Origin of the sequence: Paenibacillus sp. FJAT-27812 (genome assembly GCF_001273905.1) — a bacterium.
In the GTDB taxonomy this organism is placed as follows: Bacteria; Bacillota; Bacilli; order Paenibacillales; family Paenibacillaceae; genus Pristimantibacillus.
In genome coordinates this window covers 6,666,530-6,686,201 of sequence record NZ_LIGH01000001.1, presented here as the reverse complement: position 1 = coordinate 6,686,201, position 19,672 = coordinate 6,666,530, and the positions used below count along the sequence as shown (strand labels likewise).

At 48.1% G+C, this 19,672-nt stretch carries 20 protein-coding genes and 1 pseudogene; 15 read left to right on the top strand and 6 right to left on the bottom strand.

Features of this window, described 5'->3' with window-relative positions:
- Positions 1-14 precede the first annotated feature (14 nt).
- The 3 genes from ADU23_RS28735 to ADU23_RS28725 all read left to right on the top strand — a co-directional run bounded on the left by ADU23_RS28735 (position 15) and on the right by ADU23_RS28725 (position 3,155).
- Positions 15-1,301: a DNA polymerase IV gene (locus tag ADU23_RS28735; protein WP_053377880.1), complete on the top strand. Its 1,287-nt coding sequence runs from the start codon at positions 15-17 to the stop codon at positions 1,299-1,301.
- A gap of 57 nt (positions 1,302-1,358) precedes the next feature.
- Positions 1,359-1,595 (top strand): ferredoxin, encoded by a 237-nt coding sequence (locus ADU23_RS28730; protein ID WP_053376893.1) that lies wholly within the window; start codon positions 1,359-1,361, stop codon positions 1,593-1,595.
- A 156-nt stretch (positions 1,596-1,751) separates the two neighbouring features.
- A complete protein-coding gene (locus ADU23_RS28725; RefSeq protein ID WP_063846277.1) occupies positions 1,752-3,155 on the top strand; it encodes a L,D-transpeptidase in 1,404 nt (467 codons plus the stop codon).
- 6 nt (positions 3,156-3,161) lie between these two features.
- Here ADU23_RS28725 and ADU23_RS33365 read toward each other — a convergent pair whose 3' ends face one another.
- The gene (locus ADU23_RS33365) at positions 3,162-3,302 is read right to left on the bottom strand and encodes a hypothetical protein (protein ID WP_176707719.1); all 141 of its coding nucleotides are present in this window, start codon (positions 3,300-3,302) and stop codon (positions 3,162-3,164) included.
- A gap of 174 nt (positions 3,303-3,476) precedes the next feature.
- Between ADU23_RS33365 and ADU23_RS28720 the strand changes: the two genes are divergently transcribed.
- Both ADU23_RS28720 and ADU23_RS28715 read left to right on the top strand, forming a co-directional pair.
- Positions 3,477-4,574, top strand: coding sequence for a quinone-dependent dihydroorotate dehydrogenase (locus tag ADU23_RS28720; protein WP_053376891.1), 1,098 nt, complete (start codon positions 3,477-3,479; stop codon positions 4,572-4,574).
- A gap of 17 nt (positions 4,575-4,591) precedes the next feature.
- Positions 4,592-5,395: a GTP pyrophosphokinase gene (locus ADU23_RS28715; protein WP_053376890.1), complete on the top strand. Its 804-nt coding sequence runs from the start codon at positions 4,592-4,594 to the stop codon at positions 5,393-5,395.
- 171 nt (positions 5,396-5,566) lie between these two features.
- On the opposite strand, the gene ADU23_RS28710 is transcribed toward ADU23_RS28715, so the two are convergent.
- Positions 5,567-6,103: a PCYCGC motif-containing (lipo)protein gene (locus ADU23_RS28710; RefSeq protein ID WP_082198156.1), complete on the bottom strand. Its 537-nt coding sequence runs from the start codon at positions 6,101-6,103 to the stop codon at positions 5,567-5,569.
- Positions 6,100-6,615 carry a thioredoxin family protein gene (locus ADU23_RS28705; RefSeq protein WP_053376888.1) on the bottom strand — a complete coding sequence of 172 codons (516 nt, stop codon included), beginning with the start codon at positions 6,613-6,615 and terminating at the stop codon, positions 6,100-6,102. The genes ADU23_RS28710 and ADU23_RS28705 overlap by 4 nt, the downstream gene beginning before the upstream one ends.
- 145 nt (positions 6,616-6,760) lie before the next feature.
- Between ADU23_RS28705 and ADU23_RS28700 the strand changes: the two genes are divergently transcribed.
- From ADU23_RS28700 to ADU23_RS28690, 3 genes are all read left to right on the top strand, one after another.
- The gene (locus ADU23_RS28700) at positions 6,761-8,416 is read left to right on the top strand and encodes an RsmB/NOP family class I SAM-dependent RNA methyltransferase (RefSeq protein ID WP_053376887.1); all 1,656 of its coding nucleotides are present in this window, start codon (positions 6,761-6,763) and stop codon (positions 8,414-8,416) included.
- Between the two features lies 1 nt (position 8,417).
- Positions 8,418-9,170 carry a pseudouridine synthase gene (locus ADU23_RS28695; RefSeq protein ID WP_053376886.1) on the top strand — a complete coding sequence of 251 codons (753 nt, stop codon included), beginning with the start codon at positions 8,418-8,420 and terminating at the stop codon, positions 9,168-9,170.
- An 81-nt stretch (positions 9,171-9,251) separates the two neighbouring features.
- Positions 9,252-10,049, top strand: a complete 798-nt coding sequence (locus tag ADU23_RS28690) for a Cof-type HAD-IIB family hydrolase (protein ID WP_176707718.1) — start codon at positions 9,252-9,254, stop codon at positions 10,047-10,049.
- Positions 10,050-10,123: 74 nt separating this feature from the next.
- Here ADU23_RS28690 and ADU23_RS28685 read toward each other — a convergent pair.
- Positions 10,124-10,732 (bottom strand): annotated as a pseudogene (locus ADU23_RS28685) (IS3 family transposase); the annotation flags it as partial.
- A gap of 685 nt (positions 10,733-11,417) precedes the next feature.
- On the opposite strand from ADU23_RS28685, the gene ADU23_RS28680 reads away from it, so the two are divergent.
- Together ADU23_RS28680 and ADU23_RS28675 are read left to right on the top strand one after the other, a co-directional pair.
- Positions 11,418-12,317: a cation diffusion facilitator family transporter gene (locus tag ADU23_RS28680; protein ID WP_053376885.1), complete on the top strand. Its 900-nt coding sequence runs from the start codon at positions 11,418-11,420 to the stop codon at positions 12,315-12,317.
- Positions 12,318-12,353: 36 nt separating this feature from the next.
- Positions 12,354-12,731 (top strand): winged helix-turn-helix transcriptional regulator, encoded by a 378-nt coding sequence (locus tag ADU23_RS28675; protein ID WP_053376884.1) that lies wholly within the window; start codon positions 12,354-12,356, stop codon positions 12,729-12,731.
- A gap of 78 nt (positions 12,732-12,809) precedes the next feature.
- On the opposite strand, the gene ADU23_RS28670 is transcribed toward ADU23_RS28675, so the two are convergent.
- Positions 12,810-13,880, bottom strand: coding sequence for an SDR family oxidoreductase (locus ADU23_RS28670; RefSeq protein ID WP_053376883.1), 1,071 nt, complete (start codon positions 13,878-13,880; stop codon positions 12,810-12,812).
- Between the two features lie 280 nt (positions 13,881-14,160).
- Here ADU23_RS28670 and ADU23_RS28665 point away from each other — a divergent pair, with 280 nt between their 5' ends.
- Entirely contained in the window at positions 14,161-14,754 is a 594-nt protein-coding gene (locus tag ADU23_RS28665; protein WP_231637553.1) for a GNAT family N-acetyltransferase, read from the top strand.
- A gap of 50 nt (positions 14,755-14,804) precedes the next feature.
- On the opposite strand, the gene ADU23_RS28660 is transcribed toward ADU23_RS28665, so the two are convergent.
- Positions 14,805-15,347, bottom strand: coding sequence for an isochorismatase family protein (locus ADU23_RS28660; protein ID WP_053377877.1), 543 nt, complete (start codon positions 15,345-15,347; stop codon positions 14,805-14,807).
- A 206-nt stretch (positions 15,348-15,553) separates the two neighbouring features.
- Between ADU23_RS28660 and ADU23_RS28655 the strand changes: the two genes are divergently transcribed.
- The 4 genes from ADU23_RS28655 (at position 15,554) to ADU23_RS28640 (ending at position 19,626) form a co-directional block, all read left to right on the top strand.
- Positions 15,554-16,288 (top strand): class I SAM-dependent methyltransferase, encoded by a 735-nt coding sequence (locus tag ADU23_RS28655; RefSeq protein WP_053376882.1) that lies wholly within the window; start codon positions 15,554-15,556, stop codon positions 16,286-16,288.
- 147 nt (positions 16,289-16,435) lie between these two features.
- Positions 16,436-17,044, top strand: coding sequence for a transglutaminase-like domain-containing protein (locus tag ADU23_RS28650; protein WP_053376881.1), 609 nt, complete (start codon positions 16,436-16,438; stop codon positions 17,042-17,044).
- Positions 17,045-17,333: 289 nt separating this feature from the next.
- Positions 17,334-18,368 carry an ROK family transcriptional regulator gene (locus ADU23_RS28645; RefSeq protein WP_053376880.1) on the top strand — a complete coding sequence of 345 codons (1,035 nt, stop codon included), beginning with the start codon at positions 17,334-17,336 and terminating at the stop codon, positions 18,366-18,368.
- Between the two features lie 28 nt (positions 18,369-18,396).
- Positions 18,397-19,626, top strand: a complete 1,230-nt coding sequence (locus tag ADU23_RS28640; RefSeq protein WP_053376879.1) for an MFS transporter — start codon at positions 18,397-18,399, stop codon at positions 19,624-19,626.
- The last annotated feature ends 46 nt before the right edge of the window (positions 19,627-19,672 follow it).

Genomic DNA, 19,672 nt, shown 5'->3' with positions numbered 1-19,672 from the left:
TGCTTTGCGTCATGATGAAAAATGTGAATGAGCATTATCCGGCTAAAGGCCGCGTGATCATTCATTTGGATATGAATGCCTTCTATTGCTCCGTGCATGAAGCCGAGGAGCCTGAGAAGTATAAGAACAAACCGACGGCGGTGTCTGGCAGCGTGGAACAGCGCAAGGGGATTCTCGTGACTGCCTCGTATGCGGCAAGGCGCAAAGGGATTAAGACGGGCATGACCGTTAGACAGGCACTTAAATTATGTCCCGAGCTTATATTAATAAAGCCGGATTTTAATTTATACCGCAAATACTCACACGGTTTTATGGCGATTGCCAGGCAATACACGCCGCTCGTTGAGGCAGTTTCCATCGATGAGTGCTACATGGATATTACGGGATCCAAGATGTTCGGCTCGCCTCTGGAAATCGCCGAGGCGCTTCAACAGCGGATTATGTCCGAGTGGTCGCTTCCATGCTCAATTGGTTTAGCTCCGAACAAGCTGCTGGCGAAGATGGCGTCAGACATGAAGAAGCCAAATGGGTTAACCGTGCTGCGCATACGAGATGTGAAAAGCGTGCTGTGGGATAAATCATGCGATACCTTGTTCGGAATCGGGAAGAAGACGGCCGAGAAGCTGGCGAAGCTGAACATCCGTACAATCGGTCAGCTGGCTGCAACGGATGAAATGATGCTGAATAAACATTTTGGCGTAGTCGGATCTTGGATGAAATCGGCTGCGCACGGACTGGACTACTCCGAGGTTAATCCGAATAGGGAGCGCAATAAATCAATTGGACACACGACGACGCTTCCAAGCGACATTACCGCTCGCGAGGACGTTTACCGGGTGATGCTGAATTTGGCCGATCAAACCGGACGCAGGCTGCGGAGGCAGAAGATGGTTGCGACTACCGTCCAGATTACGATCCGCAAGCCGGATATGACGACGATCGCCCGCTCCCATACGCTTGCCGCGCCTTCGCAAAACGCAGAGGATTTCTATAGAGAAGCGTGCAGGCTTTATGATCGGCATTGGAAGGCCGGCGAACCGATTCGCTTGCTTGGCATTACGCTCCAAAACCTGACGCTGCTTGATGAAACCGCCCTGCAGCTTGATTTATTCAGCTATGAGCAGCAGCCCCGCAAGGAGGCGCTAACGCAGGCAATGGATAGGCTCCGCGACAAGTACGGAGAGGATGCTGTTTTAACCGCCGGCATGCTTGGTGACGACCCGTCAACCTTAATTAGGAATAAACGAATTCGCGGTACATCCTTGCAAAAGGACGATAGTTTGTTATATATTGATGAGTGAAGCTTGACTGTATAGAGACGAGATTATACCGTATTATTTATTTGGGAGGGAATTTCCATGGGTAAGTTTACTTGGGTAGAAAAAGATACGTGCATCGCTTGTGGAGCTTGCGGAGCTACCGCTCCTGACATTTATGATTATGATGACGAAGGTCTTGCAGAAGTTATTTATAAAGCAGATGGAAACACTGGTAATACCGAGATTCCTGAAGATTTATTTGACGATTTGCAGGATGCAGCTGACGGCTGTCCTACAGATTCGATCAAAATTGCAGACGTACCGTTCAATTACTAATCTATAGGAATCAATGAAAAAAGCTCCTCTTCGCCGGCGCAAGCTGCGGAGAGGAGCTTTTTGTTTGCCGAGTGCAAACTAAAAAGCAAAGCGGGGATACAATTGGGCAAGCTTCCTGCCGATAAAGAGGGTAAACCATTTATTGGGGGGTTAGGGATGGAGTCTCCAGAGGATCTATTTTATTTGAAGCAATTTGTGAAGCAGCACCCTGACAACAAGATGGGGTGGTATCTATTAGGAAAGCAGTATTTGCTCGCGGGCAAGGAAGGCAAAGCAAACTACTGCTTTCTGCAGGCCGGCGAGGTTTACGATGCATTCGAGGATGAAAGCCATCCCCTATCGGAAAATCAACTGCTGCTGCTAAAAGCATGGGATAAGCGGCAAAAGAAAAAAAAGCTCGCAACGAGAGCGGCATTGTTAGCGGGTTTATTATTGCTTATCGCAGTGCTAGTGCCTGCCAACGGGGCTGTTTTTAAGGAGAACGCAGCAACGCCCGTATCCGGCGAGGAGGCGGAAGCGCATTCGGTAGGTGTCGTATTTGTGCCGCTGAAGGACCGGCAGCCTGCGGGCAGCGCCATGAATGCTCTTGTTAGCGCTGCGGATGAAGCGCCGAAGCTGACGATAGCGGCACGCCTGGAGGAAGAAGCCGGCTGGCGCAAATGGACAGGAAATACGAAGCTGCTAATGGCCATCCAGAAGGATAGCGAGAGCAGCAAGCTGCAGGTGTCGATGTTTGATCGTCAAACCTGCTTGTGTGAGCCATCCGAGGCGGCCGCAGCTGCTTCGCAGTACAAGGATTGGAGCAAGGAGCAGGAAACGCACTGGACGCTCTCCAGCGCGGTTTACCACTATGAGCGCAAAAACAAAAAATGGCCGGAAAAGCTGGATGATCTGATTCGCCCTTATCCGAATAATGTGCTTGCAGGCGAGCGCGGAGGAATGAGAGCCATGTTTGCAGATGTGGTGACGAGACTGAACGCCGCGCAAGCGCGCAAAAATAGTCAACCTTCCGCGCAAGGCCAGGACGGAGAGCAGAAGGAATCCGATAACAAAGCGGAGCAGCAAGCTGCTGTTAGCCCGATTGTAGGCACAAACGGGGTACTGGACAAGGCATGGAGCCAGCCGCTTGAAATTATAGTAGACAAGGCGTCGCATCGCCTTGCCGTCGTTCAAGGGGATATTATTGTACGGAGTTATAAAGTAGGGCTAGGCGGGGAAGAGACGCCCGAGGGCAGCTTCTACATAAGCGAAAAGGTGAAAAATCCGAATGGCCGCGACGATGGCAATTTTGGCAGCAGGGGCATGACGTTGTCGAACACGCTGTATGCCATTCATGGCACCGATGAGCCTAACAGCATCGGGAAGGACGAGTCGCTTGGCTGCGTTCGCATGGGCAAGGCGGACGTTGAGGAGCTGTTCGATATGGTGCCGCTCGGAACGGTCGTCAAAATAAAAAACGGGACGCTCCCGTCCAAGGTGCAGCAGCCAGCCGAACGCTTTAAGCTGGAGCCGCGCCAGAACGAAACCAATCCCGCGAAGGTGTATAAATGGTTGACGTAAGATGTCTTACGAAGTAAACACGAGAAGCAGTGCAACCGCAATGACGACAACGCCAACGATTGAGCTGATCCAGATTAGTGCTTTTTTATTTACTTCGTCTTTCGGTTTGGCTTTTATCGTAGCCGGCTTTCTTTTTGGTGAACTCATCGACAATCAACCTCTCTATTACATAATTAAAAAGAATATAAACTTATTGTAATCGTTTTCTAGACAAGCCGCAATATAACGGATGCTTGCACCTTGCGTGCAGGCTCTTTTCTTTTTGCCGTAAAAACGATAAACTGTCAGGTAGAACATACATCTGAGATCGGAGTGAGTAAGTTGCTTTATTCTTCAATTTTAAAGCCTATTTTTTTTCAAATGGACCCTGAGAAGGCCCATCATCTCGTCATTGACGGCTTAGCCGCAGGCGGAGTTGTGCCTGGTCTTAATGGGCTGATGCATGCCATGTACGGCGTAGCAGAGTCGCCGGAGCTTGCAACAGATTTATTCGGAATCCATTTCCCGCATCCGGTCGGACTGGCTGCTGGATTAGACAAAAACGGCAAAGCGGCTGACGGATTCTCAAGCATAGGCTTTGGATTTGCTGAGGTCGGGACCGTAACGCCAAAGGGACAAGCCGGCAATGAACAGCCGCGATTGTTCCGCCTCCCGCCAGACGAAGCGCTCATCAACCGGATGGGCTTCAATAATGACGGTACGGCCGCGATGGCAGAGAAGCTGTCACGACGCAAAATAAACCGGATTCCAATCGCGGTTAACATCGGCAAAAACAAAACGACTCCAAACGAGCTTGCTCATGAGGATTATCAGACCTGCATTCGCGATTTGTATACATATGGTGATTTCTTTGTCGTCAACATCAGCTCGCCGAACACGCCGGATTTGCGTGATTTGCAGCATGGGGAAGAGCTTAGAAACCTACTTAGCGCTGTGAAAAAGGAAATGAACACACAGGCGGCGAAACTAGGAAAGAAAGCTAAGCCCGTGCTTGTCAAAATCGCTCCGGACATGACGAATGAGCAGCTTGAGTTAACCGTTGCTACTATAATGGAAAGCGGCGTGTCGGGCATCATCGCTACCAACACAACATTGTCGCGGACAGGACTTCAGCATGCCAATGCGGGAGAGGCGGGCGGGCTTAGCGGCAAACCGCTGCGCGATCGTTCAACAGAGGTCATTCGCGCCGTTTATCGACAGACTGGCGGGCAGCTGCCGATTATTGGATCCGGCGGCATTTTTACCGCTCAAGATGCATACGATAAAATCCGCGCAGGAGCTTCCCTGGTAGAAATTTACACGGCTCTTATCTACAAAGGACCAGGCGTATTGAGAGAATTAACGAGCGGCTTGAAGGAATGTTTACGCAAGGACGGCTACCGCAATATTGCAGAAGCAGTTGGGGCAGATCACGTTTAAGAACAGGAGGCGGCCGGATGGACGGTAGAGACTGGAATCTTTTTTTACAGCCTTATGAACAAGCGGTTGAAGAACTTAAAGTGAAGTTTAAGACGATGCGGGTAGAACTGAAGATAAGAGAAGCCTACGCACCGATAGAATTCGTCACCGGCCGGGTTAAGCGAATATCTAGCATTTTGGAAAAAGCAAGGCGCCTGAATGTCCCCTCGGATCAATTGGATACGGGAATTGAGGACATTGCAGGAATACGAATCATGTGTCAGTTCGTGGATGATATCCATCGCGTAGCCAGCCTCATTCGAACGCGCAAGGATCTCTCACTCGTTTACGAGAAGGATTATATTACAAACTTTAAAGACAGCGGCTACCGCAGTTACCATATGATCGTAGAATATCCGGTACAAACCGCGCTAGGCTACAAAATCGTGCTCGCAGAAATTCAAATCCGCACGTTGGCGATGAATTTCTGGGCTACGATCGAGCATTCTTTAAATTACAAGTTTAAAGAGAGCTTGCCGGAGGATGTGCGTGATCGGCTGAAGAAGGCGGCTGAGGCCGCATCGCAGCTCGATACCGAGATGACAAGTATACGCAAAGAGATATTGGATGCGCAGACTGAATTCGAGGAGCAATCCAATGTCGTCTCGAAGGTGCTGAACGGCATACAGGATCTTTACTTCTATCACCGGGTGCGTGAAGCTGCGCAGTTCCAAATGAAGTTTAATGAGAAGTTTGAGAAGGAAGATTATCATGAGCTTAATCAGCTGTCGCTCGAAATTCAAGCGGCAATCGGAAAAGCGAAAAAAGCGAACCAAAGCTAACATGATAATCGAGCATAAACGGATAATTGTGGAAAAATAGGTGTCTGAGTGGCGAAAATGCTGCTGAGACGCCTTTTTTGTTGGCTGCCAAAATAAAAAAGGCTGTCCAAAAAGGTCTGAATTGACCCAATTGGACAGCCTCTGCCTCATTTGCTTCGGGATTTGGCAAGACTATTCGCTTGATTTTTTGGGTTTGTACAAAACGTCTATCGCTTTGCTTATCTCATCAGCGGTCTTGCCTTGCTTGCTTAAGGCGATGACTTCCTCCATCTCTTTCTTGCAGATGCCGCAGCTGGTGCTGTGATTCGTCCAAGTTACGCCGCCCTCATCGGCAGGATGCTCGGCGACGTAGCAGCGCAGGAGCGAGTCATGCGGCGTTTCAACCGCCAGCCCGTCCGAGCAGCCGCAATAGCAAGTGACACCGCTCATGATGTCTGCGTGGTCATGGACCGCTTTGTATAGCTCGCTCGTATGCGGGGTATAGTCTGAGAGAAAGCCTGGCAGCTCGTCATACGATGCTGTCGTTTGCCAGGTTTCGGAGCCATGTTGATGCTCAGCGCCGGCCTTGTCATCTTTCGCGAGGCCGCATGCGGTGAGCAATGTAATGAATGCGAATGCTAGAAGCAGGGCATACATGGTACCGCGAATACGTGAGCTTTTTTGCTCCTCGGCGATCTGTTCATCCGTAAGGCGCTGGCGCTTCATCATTTCGCCTCCGCCCCCGAATGTTTGTTGAAGAATGCTTTGTAATCGTCTAAGGAATAGCCGGTTGTGCCTTGCTCGGCAAGGCCGCCCTCTAACCGGTCAACTTCGACGCCGTCTTTGAAATAGGCTAGCGTAGGCGTATATTCCACTTTGTATTTGTTAAAGTATGTCGGAAATTCACGTAGGTTGAATTGCGGCAGATCAACGCCAAGCTCGTCTGCAAGCGGCATAAGCTTTGGTGTCGTTGCTCGGCAATGCGGGCAGTCGGAAGCGAACAGATAAACGAAGAAATCTTCCTTATCGGTAACCTTCTTGTCCAATACGGCCGGTAATATGATATTCTGATAGTTAGGATCGTCAAGCTGCTTGCGTGTTTCCGGGTTTAATTGGTTGACAGGCTTGCCATACAATGGGTTATCCTTGCCGCTGTTGTTTAGTACGAAGATAAAGCCGAATAAAATAACGACGATTCCGATGTACACATAAATCATTTTTACTTTCTTTTTCTTTTTCATGAATGTGGCTACCTCCGAAACGAGTTTAGGTTGGACAACCTTTTTTCCTATAAGTGCATGTCCTAACTTTAATATATTATATAACAAAGCTATGTGCGTATGTAAGAGCAAGGACATCGATGATAATTGGCAGGAGGAAATGAGCATGATCGGCAATCTGCCGCGTAATTTCACGGAAAAAATGGAAAAGCTGTTAGGTGATGAATATGACAAATTTATGTCATCTTATGATGCCCCAAGAGTATATGGTCTAAGAATCAATCGTTTGAAGCTTGGCGTAGAACAGTGGAAAAAGCTATCTCCCATGGGAGAGGCGGCAAGACGGATTCCTTGGGCAGAGGATGGTCTGTATTACAAGGAAGGCGAGCGCCCCGGCAAGCATCCGCACTACCATGCGGGCCTTTATTATATCCAAGAGCCGAGCGCGATGGCACCGGTTGAATTGCTTGACGTGCAGCCTGGACATCGCGTGCTGGACTTATGTGCCGCGCCTGGCGGGAAATCGACGCAAATAGCAGGCAAGCTGCAAGGCAGCGGCGTGCTGGTCGCCAATGACAATGCTAGGGAGCGGACGAAGGCGCTGGCGAAAAATATCGAGCTTGCCGGCGTCCGCAATGCGGTTGTGCTGAATGAGGAGCCAGCGGCTATTGCCGCTGTTTTTCCAGCATGGTTCGACCGCATCCTTGTTGATGCGCCTTGCTCGGGAGAGGGCATGTTCCGCAAGGATGATTCAATGATTGCGGAATGGGAGAAGCATTCAATCGAGCGATGCTCGGTTATGCAGCGTGATATTTTGCGCCATGCCGCAGCGATGCTTGCGCCCGGCGGGCGAATCGTCTATTCGACCTGCACCTTCTCGCCGGAGGAGAACGAGCGGCAAATCGCCTTATTTCTTGCGGAGCATGCTGATTTCAACGTAGAAGCTGTTCCTTTGGACTATGGCTGGTCAGCGGGAAGAGCGGATTTGGCGGCGGAGACGGCACAATTAAGCGATGAACGGCTGCAAACGATTCAAGGGACGGTAAGGCTATGGCCGCATCGCATCGAAGGAGAAGGCCATTACGCGGCTGTATTAAGACGCAGCGGCGAGAGAGTAGTTGAGCAAGCTGATAATACGGCATTGGCAGCGGCGCCGCAGAGCAGATCTGCATCAAAGCCTGCAGGCGGCAGCTTAAAGCGCGAGACGCCGAACGCTAGCGGGAAGCGGGACGAGAAGAAGCCAAGCCACCGGGATGAACGGCGCGCAGGCAAACGCCAGACGAGAAATGACTGGGCAAACGCAGCTATGGAGCGTCCAGCGCAGAAGGGAACCGTGCGAGGAGGCCGTGACGGCTCCGAGGCGAATGCGGAGGAAATAAATCCGGTTTTGCTTTGGTATCAATATGCAGAGCAGTTTGCAATTGGCGCTCTAAGCTGGCCAGGACATGTGGTTGCATATGGCTCTCGCGTATATATTCAGCCAGCAGGGCTGCCTTCGCTTGATGGCTTGCGCGTCGTAAGGGCGGGCTGGTATGTCGGTGAAGCCGTTCGAGGACGGTTTGAGCCTTCGCATCCGCTTGCGATGGGATTAACGCGCGATGCGGCTGTGCGTTCGGTGAATTGGAGCTCGAACGATGAGCAAACGATTCGTTTTCTCAAAGGGGAAACGTTGTTTGTAGAGGAATCGGAAATTCAAGTGCATGAGGGTGCCTCGGCGAAAGGTTATCTATTGGTTTGCACGGATGGATATCCGATCGGGTGGGGGAAATATGCCGGGGGCATGATCAAAAACGAACTGCCTGCAGGATGGAGATGGATGTAAAATGAGCAAACGGATTCGTATCGATAAGCTGCTTGCCCATATGGGGCTCGGGACACGCAGCGAAATAAAAAAAGCGGTAAAGCTAGGCAAGGTTGCCGTTGATGGCCGATTGGTGAAGGATAGCGGCCTCATCGTAGACCCAGAGACGAATGTGGTTACTTTTGATGGAGACCCTGTCGTTTATAAGGATGTCGTATATTTCATGCTGAATAAGCCCGATGGCGTCATATCGGCGACGGAGGACAGCCGCGAGCGTACCGTTATTGATTTGCTGGAGCCGCAGGATCGGCTGCGCGAGCCTTTCCCTGTGGGGCGATTGGACAAGGATACGGTGGGCTTGCTGCTGTTAACGAATGACGGCCAGCTCGCCCATGAGCTCTTGTCGCCGAAGAAGCATGTAACGAAGACGTATGAAGCGCTTGTGCAGGGAGATGTCGGGGAATCGGATAAACAGCAGTTCGCAAGCGGAGTCACCTTGGATGACGGGTATGTTACGATGCCGGCAGACCTTCACATACTAGGGAGCGAGCAGCAGGAAGAAGAGACCATCTCGCGCATATCCCTAACGATTATGGAAGGTAAGTTTCACCAAGTGAAAAGAATGTTTGAAGCGGTAGGCAAGAAGGTCGTATACTTGAAAAGAGTATCGATGGGTCCGCTAAAGCTTGATGAATCCCTTCTTGAAGGCTCTTATCGGGAGCTGTCCGAGGAGGAAGTCGAGCTGCTTCGCACGCATAGACGAGCGGCGGAATAGTTCTTATTGGGAAGGCAACAAGCTTTAAAATATAGATGCAGATAGACAAAAAAAAGAGAGATTTGGAATAGGAGTGGGAGTATGAGCTTGCAATATGATTTGATTGCATTGGATGTGGACGGCACGCTGCTGACGGATGACCATGTGCTGACAACGTCTATCCGTGAGACTGTGCACGAGGCTGCTAGCCGCGGCGCACAAATCGTGTTATGTACAGGTCGCGGCCCTTCAGGAGCGCTTCCCGTCATGGAGGAGCTTGGCCTTGGCGGTACGATCATTACCCATAACGGCGCGGTTACGATTAATTCCGATGACCGTTCTGTCGTGCACCAATTTGAAATGGCTTCGGACCACCTGCTAAGCTTTGTGAATTATTGCCGTGATCAAGCGATCCATTTTGATTTGAACACTGCGTTCGAAATGATGGTTGAGAGCATGACGCCCGAGGTAGAGGCGATGTATGGCAAGTTTGAAGCTAAGCCGTCCATACAAGATTTTCGTTTGGGCTTGCCCGGCGGGCTTGTGAAGTTTACCGTTTTTGGCAGCAAGGATCAGATGGATTCCGTACAAGCAGAATGGGCGGGCTGGCCTAAGCATCTTCATTCGATACGCAGCGGCGATTTTTTCATCGACGTTCATCATGCCGAGGCGAACAAAGGAAGAGCGCTGCAGCAGCTTGCGGAAATTCGGGGCGTTGACCGAAGCCGCATTTTGGCAATTGGCAATTATTATAATGATATTACGATGCTGCAATTTGCGGGCATGGGCATAGCGATGGGCAATTCCCCTGAGGAAGTGAAACTCGCGGCTAATGCGGTCGCCCGCTCGAACGCCGAGGATGGCGTAGCGAGAGCGCTGCGCGAATTCGCTTGGAGCTAATAATAAAAAAACCGCCAGAGCGAAGTTGGGACTGACCCCCATTTATAAGACAGGGATCAAAACACCTTTCAAGTTTAAACGGCCAGTCGCCTGTAATCAATCGGCGACTGGTTCTTTAGTTTCGTTTGAATACGAATTGCGTTATAGTAAGTGATGTAGTCTCGAACGGTCTGTTCAACGATTGCAGTCGTTGTATGGGTCAACCCTTCGAGGTAGAACGTTTCAGACTTTAGTGTGGAATGAAACGATTCAATGGGGGCATTATCAGCGGGCGTTCCCTTGCGGGACATGCACATGGTAATGCCTTTTCCTTTTACAGCTTCCTGATACCCATGGGACGTGTAGACGCTGCCCTGATCGCTATGGAGAATCGCACCAGGCACAGCTGGCAATTGATTATGTGTATCCAGGACAAAGTCCGTATCTTGCGTATCAGATAGACGGCTAGCTACGATCTCTCCGTTATATAAATCGAGGATGCTCGATAGGTACATCATTTTTCCGCCGAATGGTAAATACGTAATATCCGTGACGAGTTTATGCATCGGTGCTTCAGCTTGAAATTGCCGCTTTAACAGGTACTCAGCTACATAAGCAGGCTGCCCTGTATGCTTTCGTTTCTTTACTCTGACTCGACATTGAAGCTGCTCACATTGCATGATTCGTTGTACGCTGCCTTTATTTGCTCCAGTTCCGAGGTAAACTCAGGTCCTTTACCGTAACACCTCCAAGGTTGTCTCCATATCTTACGACATGGTTGCATTTTCTTGAAGGTGTTTTGATTTGTCTCACGTTATGGGGTCAGTCCCGTTCACAGTTCTGGCGGTTTTTACTATGGGCGGGTAGTTGTTAGTTAGAAAATAACAGATCGAGTAATGATTACGAGAAGAATGAACAAGACCAAAATTACGCCTAAAGACGTAAAACCTCCGTGTACACCGGACATGCTAATTCCCCCTAGATAGAAATTTCCGAACTTGGACCGATCCTGTATAGTTGAATGTCTCGTCGTTCGGTTATGGTATTGTATGAAAAATACGTCCAAACGATTGGACATTTGTCTTGGTTTAACCACATTTAGGCGGATGCCTATACCGTTTTGCGCAGATGCAACATAATTAGTTCGCCCAAACTCTCTTGGCTTGCAGTAAGATTTCTTACATAAGGCAAGACTGTTTCTCTAGACCCACACGATTTTCGTTTTGTATAATGACACGGTACCTTTAAAGGTATAGGCGATATATAGGGAAACGTACGTGGATCGGAATCTTTGTGGACTTGATGACAGAAAACTTAGAAAGCTCCAGCATGTGCTAATCGAACTCATAAATCATCGCATTCAAACTGTGCTGGAGGATGGACCGCTCAATGGAATCAACAAGTAACCAATCAGCTTTTGCAATTTGGACTAGTTTAATCAGCAATATTCTTTTAACCGCCATGAAACTTATTATTGGTTTTCTATTCAGCAGTCAGGTGCTTATCGCGGATGGCGTACATAATGCTGGGGACGTTTTTGCGACCACGGCTGCTTTAATATCGATGATGATTTCGAAAAGGCCGCCAGATAAGGATCATCCTTACGGACACGGGAAGGCGGAGGTAATCGGTGCCGGCATCGTCGCCGTTATTTTGATCCTTGCAGCTGTCTATATGGGTTATCATTCGATTATGGCGCTGATGGAGCCGGCTCACCAAGCTACGCTGCTTGTACTGATTGCGGCAGCTATCTCGCTGGTATGGAAACAGTGGCTTTATGTGTACACCATGCGTATCGGCAAAAAAATCAATAGCAGCGGCTTGATCGCCACCGCTTATGACCACTTGGCTGATGTATATGCGTCGCTGGCAGCTGTAGTTGGTATCGCCCTTGCCATGATCGGTGATCATTTTAACATCCATATTCTGAAATACGGCGACCCTATCGCGGGAATTATCGTGGCTTATTTTGTTCTAAAGCTGGCGATCCACATGGGACGCACCTCCATTGATGTTCTAATGGAGAAAAATATCGATGAGGACCGCATGGAGGAAATTACGCAGCTGGTCCGCTCGATACCGGAAGTGAAAAGGATTGACCGCATACGCGCCAGGGAGCATGGCCATTACATGATTGTTGATGTGAGGGTAGGCATTCCCGCTGAGCTAAGCGTCCAAGACGGCCATGACATTAGCAGAAAAATAAAACAGACGATTATGGAACAAAACCCGCTTGTCGAAGAGGTGCTGATTCATTTAAATCCCTGGTATCAGGATAACGACAAATAGGCTGCGCCGTATTTGGCAAGGAGGGAAGTAAGCCCAGTGCTGGAACCGGAGAAGACGTACAATACGGCGGTGGAAGTAACGCTCGAGGTGATCGGCGGCAAGTGGAAGCAGGTTATTTTGTTCCATCTAACCCTCGGGAAGAAACGCAACGGAGAGTTGATGAGCTTAATGCCTGCGGTAACCCAAAAAGTGCTTACACAACAGCTTCGTGAGCTGGAGGAGGATGGCATCGTTACTCGCATTTCGTATAACCAGGTGCCGCCAAAGGTCGAATACGAGTTAACGGAGTACGGCTGGAGCTTGAAAGACATTCTTCATCTGCTATGCAGATGGGGAGACAGGCATGCCGAGCTGGTATATGGCGGTAAGGTTAAAATTTTGGCGGTAGCACCGCAAACGGATGGAACGGATTAGCGTGAAAATAAAACCGGTCGCTGCATGTCAGTGACCGGTTTTTTTGCAATCAGCAAGGGTGGACGGTAGGTAACCGGATCAAGGAATGACCTTGCGCTGCCTCAGTTCTTTAAAAATGTCCATAAACATCGCTTCTGTATCAACAAATTCGTGGAAGCCGAACCGGCGCGCCTTCGAGCCGTCGGCAAAGAAGTCGTAATCCCACGAAAATACAAAATCCCCGAATCTCCATGAGGAAACGTCCTTATAGGCGTTATTCGCCAAGCCATGCTTCTCCACCATGGAGCTCCATAGCTCCTCCTTGTCTGCCATAACCTCCTCCAAGGACATTTGCAGCGGGGGCGCCGTCTCAAGCCCGAAGCTCGCGGCTATTTTTGGCCAAAGCTCGTTCCACCGGAACAGATCGCCGTTTGTGATGTTGAACGCTTGATTCGCGCAGCGCTCGTCAGTCGCCGCCCAGACGGTAGCTTTTGCGAGCAAGGCTGCATCCGTCATTTCCAGCAGACTGTTGTAGGCTCCGGGCTTGCCGGGAAAACGGAGAGGGAGTCCAAGCTCTTTCGAAATGGAAGCATATACGGCGATCACCATGGCCAGATTCATCGGATTGCCGAGGGCAAACCCGGATACGACGGAAGGCCGTAGCGCCGACCAAGTCCAGCTGCTTCCCGGCTGCCTTCGTTCGAGGAACTGCTGCTGATCGATATTAAACTCCGGCGGCATATGGTAAGCATCTGTTTCCCGGGCAGGCGTCTTAAAGGGACCTAGGTGCGCGCCATACACCTTGTAGCCCTGCATGAGACTAATATGCTGCAGGTTTGCAGCGTGAGGTTCTACCGCATTGACGACATTGACTAGCATGGCGAGGTTCGGTGCGACCAGTTCTGCCCAAGTAGGGCGATCTTGATAAGCAGCGTAGAAGATATGGGTAACTTCCGACAGCTTGCCTAGTTTCTCGTGTGTATCCCCTTCATTAAGCAGATCAACGGAGACATAGCGTGTACGGCCGCTGGAATCCCCGCCCCGTCTTGACACGCCGATTATTTCCCATTCCGGCAGAAGCTCCAAATATTCGATCAGATTTCTTCCGATAACGCCGCCTGCTCCAATGACTAGCGCCGTTTTTTGAGCTGCTGCTCCTTTGTTATTCATAAGTAATTCACTCCTCATTTGTAGTGGCTTTAACAACATTGTGCGCCTTGTCAGGTTGAAAAAAAAGTACGCACTTTGGAGTGATATAGTTACTTGAAAGTAATATAGGCTTATGAATGTACAATGGAGATAGGGATAGATACCGATGACTATAGCTGTTTTCTCCCAAAAAAAGCCAAAGGAATGTGCTACTATTGTTTTATTCGAGCGGTAGTAAAGGAGAAAACATCACTCCGGCAAGTAGGGATGGCGCAAGAAGCCGATAGGAAGGGAAATAGTTATGCATATAAATTCAGCTATGCAGCGTGAGTCGACGAATGACCCTTTCACGATAGAGTGTAAGGATGTTATTTTGCGGGAATATCGAATAGAGGATTTGGATGAGTTTTACGCGCTTACCCAGCAATCGGAAATCATTGAATTTTTGCCAGGCTGGGATGTTCCGAAGGAACAAAGGCAAGATTGGTTAATCCATTACGAAACCGTCGAAAACAAACAGTTTTTAAAAGCTGTGGCAGAAGAAGGCGGCGATATTGGACAGCTCCGATTACGTCTTGGCATCATTTCAAAGGAGACAGGTGAGTTTATCGGGTGGTGCTGTACGGGCATAAAAGAACAATTGCCGCCGCCAAACAGAGAGATCATGTATGCCATATCGAAAAATCATCGCAACAAAGGGTATACGACCCAAGCTGCTCAAGGGATGATCGATTATTTGTTCTCGCAAACGAATGTAGAGGAGCTTAGCGCTGTAGCTCTGATCCGTAACACCCCCTCGAATAAAGTCATTCAAAAATGCGGATTTGAATTGATAGATACGATAGAAATCGAAGACGAGGCCTATCAGTATTACAAGCTTTATAAGCGAAAATAGAAGGGAGTACGCCTGCAACTCAAGCGTGCTCCCTCCAAATGGGTCCTTCCTCACATCATATTCTCAGCAAAATATTTATCAGCATATTTTTCGTAATCCAAAACTTCAATAACGCTCGACCATTGGAGAACCGTTCCGACAAAACGTCGAATGTCTAATCCTGGCATGCCGTAAGATTCATCCGTATTGCCTGTTCCAGTTGCATTCTTAATTAATGTCACTTTGTAGCCTCGGTCAAATGCAGAAACCGCCGTAAACATACAGCAAAATTCAGTCTCAAATCCAATGATAAAAAGATGAGTTACACCTAAATGATCTAACGTATCCGCGAGGTTAGTTTTGAAGAATGAGCTTGGTGTTTGCTTCTCAATCACATAGTCGGCATAGTCCTTTAAAGAACCGTGCAGCTCAGAACCAACAGAACCCTTATAGAGCGGGCTTTCTTCCGAATCATCAAAATGTCTTACAAAAATAACAGGAAGGCTGCCGGTTCTGAAATCCTTAATCACACTTTCCATCAATGCCAGTTCCGTTTTGAAATCGCCTAAATTAACAATACCGTTTTGCACATCAATAACTAGGAGTGCTTTCATTTTCTCACCATCCATCATCCTTGTTCCTTCATACTTTTAATATTCGAGATTCATGTTTGAACTTCCTTTAAGGCTTGTAATTGACCGAGCCAAACAAGTAAAGTTCAATTATAGTTGAATTTGAAATGGAATTTTTTTATGGTTTAATGATAAGGTAAAGAATTCCTTTCGCATTAATTCCAAAAGCAAGGAGACAAGCCGAAATTATGAAACAGAATAAATACGATGATTCAGGCTTTTTTGAAAATTACAGCCAAATGCCACGCTCGATCGGAGGGTTAAATGCTGCTGGTGAATGGGAATCGTTTCGCGCAATGCTTCCCGAACTTCGCAATAAAAAAGTGCTTGATCTGGGCTGCGGCTTTGGCTGGCATTGCAGATACGCGCGCGAACAGCATGCCCATTCCGTGGTAGGCGTAGACCTCTCTGAAAATATGCTGGAGCGCGCCAGAGAAATGACCAACGAATCGCAGATTGAATACCGCCGCTTCGCAATTGAAGATATCGACTTTAAAGCCGAGGAGTTTGACGTAGTCATAAGCTCTCTTGCGCTCCATTATGTGGAGGACTTCATTACCGTTTGTCAAAAAGTTCATCACTGCCTTGTCCCAGGCGGCGCGTTTGTGCTATCCGTCGAGCATCCGGTATTCACCGCGGTTGCAGCACAAGACTGGCATTATGGCCAGAAAGGCGAGAGATTGCATTGGCCAGTCGATGACTACCATTATGAAGGATCGCGGCAGGCTAGATTTTTGGAAAATGATGTCGTGAAGTACCACCGTACCGTCGCTACGCATCTAAATGCGCTAATTGAGACTGGCTTCAGCATTACGAAGCTGTCCGAGCCTAAACCGTCGCAGGAAATGAAGGAAAACAATCCTGATATGCAGGATGAATTCCGTCGCCCTATCTTTCTCATGATCGCTGCGGTTAAAAATTAACGCATATACTCAATATAATCGACAACAGGCTGCCAACTGGCAGCCTGTTCGTTTTTTTAAACGATTAATAAAATAATCATATTGTATAACTATTCATTATAATGCATAATAATACCGACAGGCAGTTCATAGCTAGGGGGATTACATATGATTTTGAAATGTGATTCGGATAAATTAGAAGATTATTTAATAGAAACAGAAGATATCAATTATAGTTACCAGTCAATAAGCGAAAAAGCATCGGAATTATTTATGGCATCCATTAACGAGAACGATTTTGTGGAAAATGCCTATACATTCGTTCGTGATGAGATCTCTCATTACTGGGATATTCAAAGCTCGAGAATAACATGCAGGGCATCGGATGTGCTTTTTTATAAAGAAGGCATTTGTTACGCGAAATCTAATTTATTGTGTGCCTTATTAAGAAGCAAAGGAATTCCAACAGGTTTTTGCTATCAAAAACTTACATTAGGCGATACGCCGGATACAGGGTACTGCATCCATGCTTTAAATGCCGTCTACTTCACAAGTTTAGGAAGATGGATCCGTCTTGATGCGCGGGGAAATAAGGCTGGTGTTCATGCGGCATTTTCTTTAACCGAAGAAAAGCTGGCTTTTGTTGTGCGGCCAGAATACGATGAAGCCGATTATTTGCAAATATACAAGCTGCCTAACGCTAAAACGATGGATGCGCTCAAAGGACATGCGGATGGTATGAATATGTATCTACATGGCTTGCCGGATAGCCTTTAATTTTTGATGTATGGAAACGTATAGATGCCCACAACCCTCAAGCTTATAGGAAGCCGCTGAGCGCAGCAAGCAGCCCTTGCGGATCTTCCCCTCGAGAATAAAATCACCGCAAGGGAGCGGACGCCCGCTACCATGAGCTTCGCTATCGCTGCATGCCGATTACATCAGTTCATACATGAGCCCTGGTTGATTAAAATAATAAAAGTCTTTTCATTGCTGAAAAGTTCTGGTATTATCGATTTGACTTATTAAATGTATTTAATAAGTATCGCAATTTAAGGTGGTGTTCATGGTGAATGATTTTCCAGCAGCTCCCAATGAGATGAAAAGAGCTATTTTTCGGGGCATACGCGCATCCCTACTGGCGCTTGGCAGTGCTACGAAAGTGGAATTGAGCCACAAGTTAGGAATAAGCTTCCCCACTATTAGCAAGTTCCTGTCGCAAATGGAACAGGACGGGGAGCTGATCTTAGTTGGTCTTGATGATTCCAGCGGCGGAAGAAGAGCGCAGCGCTATGCCTATAATCCGGAATACATGCTGGGGCTGGCTATCTTTTTAGAGAAAACGGAAACGAACTATACGATCTTTAATTGTTTAGGCGAAGTGAAGGAGCAAGGCACGGCTGCAAGCGTGCTTAAGGACGACATTTTAAGCTTAACGAAGCATATTGAAGACCTTATTTTGAAGTATCCGAAGATCAAGTCGGCGGCTATAGGCGTACCGGGATCGGTCAATAATGGTCGGATTATTTATATTCCCAGCTACGAGAAGTACCATGACTTTGATTTGAAGGGATACTTCGAAGAGCAATTATCTATTCCCGTCGTAGTAGAAAACGATATGAATGCTGCTGTCCTTGGCTATCACGACAATAGGCGGAAAAGAGAGAAGTCATCTTTGGTCTATTTGTATCTGGGGCAAAATGGCCCTGGTGCGGGCATTATCGTAAATGGCGATGTGGTACGGGGAAGCTCGTTTTTCTCAGGGGAAGTGTCCTTCGTCCCTCAGTATGATGACAGAAATTTTTTGCAGGCTTTAAACGGAGAAAGCGAAATAGCAGCAGCAAAGCTTCGCGAGGAGGAAAGGATCGATGCCATCAGCAGGTTGGTCGCATCGTTTACAGCGATCCTCAACCCGCACACGATTGTTTTTTCGAATGACGAGGTGAACCAATCCATGATTAACCAAATAGCGGTAAAGAGCGCAGTCTATATCCCGGAAGAACATCTTCCCGAGCTTACGGCAAGCGATTGGAAACAAGATTATTTGTATGGCTTGCAGCATCTTGGGCTGGATCTTATGATCTCAGGAACTAAAATATAAAAATGAAACAAGGGAACAGGTGAAACGCATGGCTACATTCTTTTTATTTATTATTTATTTGGCTTTTATAAGCCTTGGATTGCCTGATTCATTGCTCGGAACGGCATGGCCTGTCATGCAGCTGGACTTTGAAGTGCCGCTTGAGACTGCCGGCGTCCTGTTTATGATCATTGCGGCCGGTACGATCGTGTCCAGTCTGGCAAGCGGGACGGTGCTTAAGCGCTTCGGAACGGGCAAAGTGGCACTTGTCAGCTGTATCATGACAGCCGGTGCTTTGCTTGGTTTTGCCCTCTCCCCATCGCTTGTATGGTTAATGATATGCGCCATTCCGCTTGGTCTTGGCGGAGGCTCGGTGGATGCGGGATTAAACAATTACGTCGCTGCCAACTACAAAGCGCATCATATGAGCTGGCTGCATTGCTTCTGGGGTGTGGGGGCTACATTCGGGCCTGTCATTATGGCTCAGTTTATTTCAGGTCAAAACGAATGGAGAGACGGTTACCTTACAGTTGCATATATTCAGTTTGCTCTAGTTGTTATCCTGTTCATCACGCTGCCTTTATGGAAACGGGTTTCAAAAGGGAGCAGCGTTAATTCAAGTGAAGCTGCAGATTTGCATGAGGGTGAAGAGGAGCTGCATTCCGAAAAAGTAAAACCTTTGCAAATTAAGGGAGTTAAGCTGGCTCTCGTATCATTTTTGTTTTATTGCGGCGTCGAATCAACGATGGGCCTATGGGGGAGCAGCTTCCTTGTCAATGTGAAGGATTTGCCCGCAGCGACAGCCGCGCAATGGGTATCGCTATTTTACGCGGGCATTACGATAGGCAGGCTGATTACCGGCTTTATTACTTTCAAAGTAAACAACCGTATTCTCATTCGTGCTGGGCAAATTACGGCTCTGGTCGGATCAGCGCTAATGTTCTTGCCATTGCCGTCTGTTTTCTCGCTTGCAGGCTTTATGATCGTCGGATTAGGGCTGGCGCCGATTTATCCATGCATGCTGCATGAAACGCCGGTACGATTCGGGAAAACGCACTCCCAGACGATAATGGGGTATCAGATGGCTGTAGCCTACACGGGAAGCACGTTTATGCCTCCGATACTTGGTTTCCTTGCTTCCTATTTAACAATCGGCATTTTCCCCACATTTATCGTCATGTCTGCTGTAGTTATGCTTTTGTTCTCAGAGAGGCTGAATGCCTTCTTGAAAAGAAAGGGTATTTTAAAAGAGAAAACATCGGGCTTTACGGTTCATTAAGCATAAGCTGCATCTTGCTTCTTTCGGAATAAAGGAATTCAATAAA

Excerpts from the sequence above, each read along its gene's own strand:
- ADU23_RS28710 (WP_082198156.1), bottom strand. The coding sequence starts at position 6,103 with ATGATGAAGCGCCAGCGCCTTACGGATGAACAGATCGCCGAGGAGCAA.
- ADU23_RS28700 (WP_053376887.1), top strand. The coding sequence starts at position 6,761 with ATGATCGGCAATCTGCCGCGTAATTTCACGGAAAAAATGGAAAAGCTG.
- ADU23_RS28660 (WP_053377877.1), bottom strand. The coding sequence starts at position 15,347 with ATGAAAGCACTCCTAGTTATTGATGTGCAAAACGGTATTGTTAATTTA.
- ADU23_RS28735 (WP_053377880.1), top strand. The coding sequence starts at position 15 with ATGAAAAATGTGAATGAGCATTATCCGGCTAAAGGCCGCGTGATCATT.
- ADU23_RS28725 (WP_063846277.1), top strand. The coding sequence starts at position 1,752 with ATGGAGTCTCCAGAGGATCTATTTTATTTGAAGCAATTTGTGAAGCAG.
- ADU23_RS28670 (WP_053376883.1), bottom strand. The coding sequence starts at position 13,880 with ATGAATAACAAAGGAGCAGCAGCTCAAAAAACGGCGCTAGTCATTGGA.
- ADU23_RS28680 (WP_053376885.1), top strand. The coding sequence starts at position 11,418 with ATGGAATCAACAAGTAACCAATCAGCTTTTGCAATTTGGACTAGTTTA.
- ADU23_RS28690 (WP_176707718.1), top strand. The coding sequence starts at position 9,252 with ATGAGCTTGCAATATGATTTGATTGCATTGGATGTGGACGGCACGCTG.
- ADU23_RS28715 (WP_053376890.1), top strand. The coding sequence starts at position 4,592 with ATGGACGGTAGAGACTGGAATCTTTTTTTACAGCCTTATGAACAAGCG.
- ADU23_RS28730 (WP_053376893.1), top strand. The coding sequence starts at position 1,359 with ATGGGTAAGTTTACTTGGGTAGAAAAAGATACGTGCATCGCTTGTGGA.
- ADU23_RS33365 (WP_176707719.1), bottom strand. The coding sequence starts at position 3,302 with ATGAGTTCACCAAAAAGAAAGCCGGCTACGATAAAAGCCAAACCGAAA.
- ADU23_RS28665 (WP_231637553.1), top strand. The coding sequence starts at position 14,161 with ATGCATATAAATTCAGCTATGCAGCGTGAGTCGACGAATGACCCTTTC.
- ADU23_RS28640 (WP_053376879.1), top strand. The coding sequence starts at position 18,397 with ATGGCTACATTCTTTTTATTTATTATTTATTTGGCTTTTATAAGCCTT.
- ADU23_RS28655 (WP_053376882.1), top strand. The coding sequence starts at position 15,554 with ATGAAACAGAATAAATACGATGATTCAGGCTTTTTTGAAAATTACAGC.
- ADU23_RS28645 (WP_053376880.1), top strand. The coding sequence starts at position 17,334 with ATGGTGAATGATTTTCCAGCAGCTCCCAATGAGATGAAAAGAGCTATT.
- ADU23_RS28695 (WP_053376886.1), top strand. The coding sequence starts at position 8,418 with ATGAGCAAACGGATTCGTATCGATAAGCTGCTTGCCCATATGGGGCTC.
- ADU23_RS28705 (WP_053376888.1), bottom strand. The coding sequence starts at position 6,615 with ATGAAAAAGAAAAAGAAAGTAAAAATGATTTATGTGTACATCGGAATC.
- ADU23_RS28650 (WP_053376881.1), top strand. The coding sequence starts at position 16,436 with ATGATTTTGAAATGTGATTCGGATAAATTAGAAGATTATTTAATAGAA.